The organism is Acidimicrobiales bacterium (assembly GCA_016794585.1).
In the GTDB taxonomy this organism is placed as follows: Bacteria; Actinomycetota; Acidimicrobiia; order Acidimicrobiales; family DATDAH01; genus JAEUJM01.
On record JAEUJM010000023.1, the window covers coordinates 1 to 3809 of the forward strand.

General features: G+C 71.8%; 6 protein-coding genes. 2 read left to right on the forward strand and 4 right to left on the reverse strand.

The genetic code is table 11. The features are described 5' to 3' along the window. Positions 1 to 691, forward strand: a 691-nt coding sequence (locus JNK12_12195) for a YncE family protein (protein MBL8776693.1), incomplete at its 5' end; no start/stop codon positions are given. A gap of 57 nt (positions 692 to 748) precedes the next feature. Beyond that, the gene (locus JNK12_12200) at positions 749 to 2047 is read left to right on the forward strand and encodes a hypothetical protein (protein MBL8776694.1); all 1299 of its coding nucleotides are present in this window, start codon (positions 749 to 751) and stop codon (positions 2045 to 2047) included. 12 nt (positions 2048 to 2059) lie between these two features. On the opposite strand, the gene JNK12_12205 is transcribed toward JNK12_12200, so the two are convergent. From JNK12_12205 to JNK12_12220, 4 genes are all read right to left on the reverse strand, one after another. Next, on the reverse strand, positions 2060 to 2302 hold the full coding sequence (locus JNK12_12205; protein MBL8776695.1) for a hypothetical protein: 243 nt from the start codon (positions 2300 to 2302) through the stop codon (positions 2060 to 2062). A gap of 22 nt (positions 2303 to 2324) precedes the next feature. Further along, complete coding sequence (locus tag JNK12_12210) at positions 2325 to 2870, reverse strand: DUF1643 domain-containing protein (GenBank protein ID MBL8776696.1); 546 nt, start codon at positions 2868 to 2870, stop codon at positions 2325 to 2327. Beyond that, positions 2870 to 3256: a hypothetical protein gene (locus JNK12_12215; protein MBL8776697.1), complete on the reverse strand. Its 387-nt coding sequence runs from the start codon at positions 3254 to 3256 to the stop codon at positions 2870 to 2872. Before JNK12_12215 ends, JNK12_12210 begins: the two co-directional genes overlap by 1 nt. 67 nt (positions 3257 to 3323) lie before the next feature. After that, positions 3324 to 3809 (reverse strand): HNH endonuclease (locus JNK12_12220; GenBank protein MBL8776698.1); only part of this gene is annotated, 486 nt, incomplete at its 5' end.

Here is a 3809-nt window from a genome sequence, read left to right on the forward strand (position 1 = left end):
GGAGAGCTCGGTGGCGTCCGGGTACACCAACAGCTACCTCTACCGGATCGACACCGACTCGCTCGCCGTCGACGCCGTCACCGAGGTCGGCATCGTGCCGAAGTACGTCGCCACCACGCCCGACGGGGCCTACGTGCTCGCGTCCAACTGGTGCACGTGGGACCTCTCGATCGTCTCCACCGAAACCAACGAGCTGGTCGCCACGATCCCGGGCCTCGGTCGCTACCCCCGGGGCATCGTCGTCTCCCCGGACTCCCGCTTCGCGTACGTGTCGATCATGGGCGAGAGCCACATCGCCAAGATCGACCTCGAGTCCCACGCCATCGTGGGCACCATCGAGGTCGGTCGGGGCCCCCGGCACGTCGTGCTCGACCCCGAGGGCCGCTATCTCTACGCCAGCCTCAACCAGCTCGGCGAGGTGGTGAAGGTGGACCTCACCACCGACCAGGTGGTCGCCCGGGTGGCCACCGGGGCCGAAGCGCGGTCGCTCGCCATCTCGAACGACGGCAGCGCGCTCTACGTCGTGAACTACGAGTCGAACACGGTCTCGGCGCTGCGGGCCGCCGACCTCAGCGTGCTCCAGACCATCGAGACCGGCGTCCACCCCATCGGCATCACCTACGACGGCGTCACCGGCGACGTCTGGGTGGCCATCTACACGGGCCAGATCCTGCGCCTCAGCCCGACCTGATCGTCGGCGATGAGGTCCTTGACCTCAAGCAAACTTGAGGTCTTAGGGTCGAGGGTCATGGACCTGCCGACGCTGACCCGTTCGCTCCCCGACGCACTGGCCACGCTGGATCCGGCCGACGCCCCTGTCGCCTACGACGCGCTCGGGCTCGACCGGCTCACCGACCACGCGCTCGTGTCCGCGTGCGCCGCGGTGATCGACCGCCCGAAGGCGGCCCCGCCGGACTCGTTCGTGCTGCACGCCCCCCTCGAGCTCATGGCCCGCGCCGGCCTCCTTGCACGGGTCTCGCCGGACGGCCGGGACGGTGCCCGGCGACGCCTCGTGTGGTTGGCGGCGACCTACGCGGCGGCGGGTCCGCCGGCGCTCGAGCCTCGGGTGCCTTCAGCAGCGTCGAGCGAGGACGCGGCGGTGCTGCTGGCGGCCGCCGTGGCGGGCGGCGATCTCGACGCGGCCGGCGCCGCCGCCCGGGCCCTCGCCGGCCTGGTCGGCACCGAGGATCTCGTCGCCGCACTCGTCGACGTCGTCGCTCCGAGCCTGGCGGCCGCGGCCCACGGGGGGATCTACCTCCACCAGCTGCTGTCGTTCGCGGGTGCGCCGGCGGCTCCCGGCGTGGCCAACATGGCCCGGGAGCTCGCCCGCCACCCCGACTGGGCGCTCAGCTGGTTCGACGACCGCCCGACGCCCCGGGTCGAGCCCGGGGGATCGCCCCGGTCCGTCGACGCCCTGGTCGAGGCACTGCGCCGGCCGCCCTCGCCGGGCCCGCTCGACGTGAACTTCATCTACCCGACCATGCACCTCACCGAGTCGAGCGGCCTGGCGCTCGACGTGCTCGGCCCGGCCCTGGCCGGCGTCGATCGGGCCGCGGCCTCGCGTGCCCTGCTACGGGTGGCGGCGCTCTCGATGCTCCAGGACGACCCCGCCGAGGCGCCCTACGGCTGGAGCCACTGTCTGACCATGCCCCACGGCCTGCTGTCGGTGACCGCGCTGTCGGCCCGTCCCGACGACGTGCTGGCGGTCGCTGCCACCTATGTCCTCGGATTCCGTGCGACCCAAGGCACCGTCGACGTCGATCCCCACTGGGCGCCGGCGCCGCCCGCGGTCGGGTGGGCCGAGGCGCTCGACGGCGCCCCCGACCTCGCCGCCGCCGGCGCCTGGCACGCGTCGGTCGACGATCGACCGGCGCTCGCGGCGGTCCTCGTCGACCGCGCCGCTGCCCACGAGGACGCCCACCTGGCCAAATACACCCTCGCCTGCCTGCAACTCGCCGACACCGACCCCGCCTTCGCCTACGGCTACGTCGCGGCGGCGGCCTTCCTCGGTGCCTGGTGGCGCCAGGCCGACGGCGCCCTGAACTGAGGAAGGGCCTCCCTACGGCCCTCGAACGGGCGGCCGGTGGGCCGAGAATCGGCTCACCAGCCGCTTCCCCGTAACGATCAGCGCCCGGGCCAGCAGCATCGCGGCCGACCCGATGGTCAGGCTGACGAGCGCCATCCGAACATCGCCGAACACGACGAGTGACAGGAGCGCGAGGACCATCGCGGGGAGGACCGTGAGCAGCCATCCCGACGGCGCGAGCCACCAGCCCGGCTCTGCGGCCGGCTCGATGCTCACGTCCGACCGCTCCGTGGTCCGATCACGAGCGGCTCAGCTCGAACGGCACGAGTTGCAGCGGGTTCGGCAGGCGCCCAGGTTGACGGGGCTCGCCTGACGCGGTGACTCCGAGGCACTGCAGGCGCTTTCGCTGCTGTGACGGCAGGACCTCGAGAAGCGCTCGGCTTCGAGCGCCGATGTCCCCGTGGTTGCCCCATGAGGCGATGATCCGGTCGCTTCGGTGGGCTGCGTCGATGATCCGGGCGTTCGTCTCGGCGCCGACGGCCCGCTCCATGTCGTGGGCCGCCGCCGCTCGTAGTTCGGCGAGATCGCCGCACCGTAGGGAGAAGAGGTTGACGAGGAGGAGGCGGCCCATTCCGAGCTCTTGGGAGAACCGGCACATCCGCTGCAGGGTCCGTCGGTTGCCGCCACCGGTGTCGAGCGTCGTCGGGTAGAGGCCGATCCAGCAGATCGTTCGCCGGTGGTGGCCGATCGTGCGCTCGAAGCTCCACCGGTACTGCCCGTCGAACGAGTAGCTACCGCCTTCGCTGCCCCAGGTCGAGAGGTCGGAGCAGGGATCTCCCGGCATCAGGCGTGGTCCCGTCCCGTGCCCCACGCTGGACCGCCTGCCTGCGCCGCGTTCCACCAGCCCCAGCCGGCGAGGGTCGCCAGGGTGGGGGTGAGGCCGAAACCGCGCATGTCGTCGTTCCACTCCAGGCCGAGGAGGAAGCGGGCGACAGCAAGAAGGCCGAAAGCGGCGGTGAGCGAGGCCCAGTAGGTGACCGACCAGCGTTCGGCATCGAAGATGTTGGGTTCGGTCCAGTAGCGCCACGAAGGACGTTCGGCGACCTGCTTTCGGCCGCTCCAGTTCGAGATCAGCACCATCGCGCGAAAGAGCACCAAGGTTCCGGCGACGACGAGTGCGCTCGACGCGAGGGTGAACGACCACACGATGGCGGCGGCGATCCAGCTCACGTCGAGGACCGCAGCGGCCTTGTCACGCATTGGGTGGGAGGTTACGCAGCGACCGTGGCCGCCGCCGTCAACATCGGGCGGGTTGTCGCTCGGGGGCTGGGCCGAAGGTGCAGCGGCCGGGGTGGTGGGTGGTGGTGGGGTGGCGGGTGAAGGTGCGGCCGTCGGGGCTGGTGACGGTGACGATGCCCGAGATCGGGTCGCGGGTGAGGTCCCAGCCGTGGTGGACGAGGGTGTGGTGGCGGCGGCACAACAACACGGCGTTGATGAGGTCGGTGAGGCCGCCGTCTTCCCAGGGGTGGATGTGATGGGCGTCGCAGAAGTGGGCGGGGCGGTCGCAGCCCGGGAAGACGCAGCCGTGGTCTCGGTGGGCGAGGGCGCGGCGTTGGCTGCGGGAGAAGAGGCGTTGGCGGCGGCCGAGGTCCAACACGGTGCCGGTGTGGGGGTCGCGGATGACCCGTCGGGTCCAGCCGGTGCAGAAGAGCAGGGCGGCGAAGGCGCGGGTGGCGCGTTGGCCGGTGGTGAGCCGGCAGACCCGCTCGGCGCCGTCGCACAG

What these genes read in the sequence shown, in the direction of transcription:
- JNK12_12200 (MBL8776694.1), top strand. Translation starts at nt 749, where the DNA reads ATGGACCTGCCGACGCTGACCCGTTCGCTCCCCGACGCACTGGCCACG.
- JNK12_12210 (MBL8776696.1), bottom strand. Translation starts at nt 2,870, where the DNA reads ATGCCGGGAGATCCCTGCTCCGACCTCTCGACCTGGGGCAGCGAAGGC.